Below are 796 nucleotides of genomic sequence, written 5' to 3'. Positions count from 1 at the left end.
GCTTAGCACAAGATTCAGGTTTGAAAGTGGAATTTGTACCGACTGCATGGGATGGCATTATTCCCGCACTACTGGCGAAAAAGTTCGACGTGATTATCGGTGGCATGTCGGTCACGCCTGAGCGTTCCAAAAGCGTGTTGTTTACTAAACCCTATTCACACTCTGGAGTTCAAGTGGCAGCAAATAAAGAACTGGCTTCCGGTTTTAGCGAGTTTTCGGACTTTGACTCACGACGCGTAAAAATTGCGGCTCGTCGCGGCGCATTCACCGTTCAAGTCGCCAGAGAAACCTTCCCGAAAGCGAAGATTCTGCAATTTGATGACGACGCGCAAGCGTTCCAAGAGGTACTGAATGGTAACGCCCATGCGGTTATTGCTTCTAGCCCAAAACCAGAACATGAGACAGTGAAACACAGCGACAAGCTATTCCTTCCATTCTCTGAGCGACTATCAAAAGGTAACGAAGCCTTTGCGGTTCGCTTAGGGGAGGAAGATAAAAAAGCCTTTTTCAATAAATGGATTGAAGAACGAACCCAAGATGGATGGTTAAAACAGCGTTATGAATACTGGTTCTCGACATTAGATTGGCAAGATCAAGTCGCGCAAGGCCAGTAATCTAAATGGCTCGTGGTCTTCGCGAGCCTATACTTTTTAATCATCCATTTTACTTTTCCATAACTTATCGGAGTCAAATTTTTGGGCGAACACACTACCACTCGCACAGCACCCGCGAAATCCAGCACAGGCTACCTTTTACCGCAATTAAACACACTAGACTGGATACTACTTGTTATGTG

At 45.9% G+C, this 796-nt stretch carries 1 protein-coding gene; it reads left to right on the top strand.

The annotated features are described in order from the left end of the window. Positions 1-614: transporter substrate-binding domain-containing protein (locus R7R78_RS25560; protein WP_225474550.1), on the top strand; the 614-nt coding region annotated here is incomplete at its 5' end. Between the last annotated feature and the right edge of the window lie 182 nt (positions 615-796).

This window comes from Vibrio sp. 2134-1, from assembly GCF_033339495.1.
The sequence above is the reverse complement of the archived record's forward strand: the minus strand, read 5'-3'. Positions and strand labels throughout refer to the sequence as shown.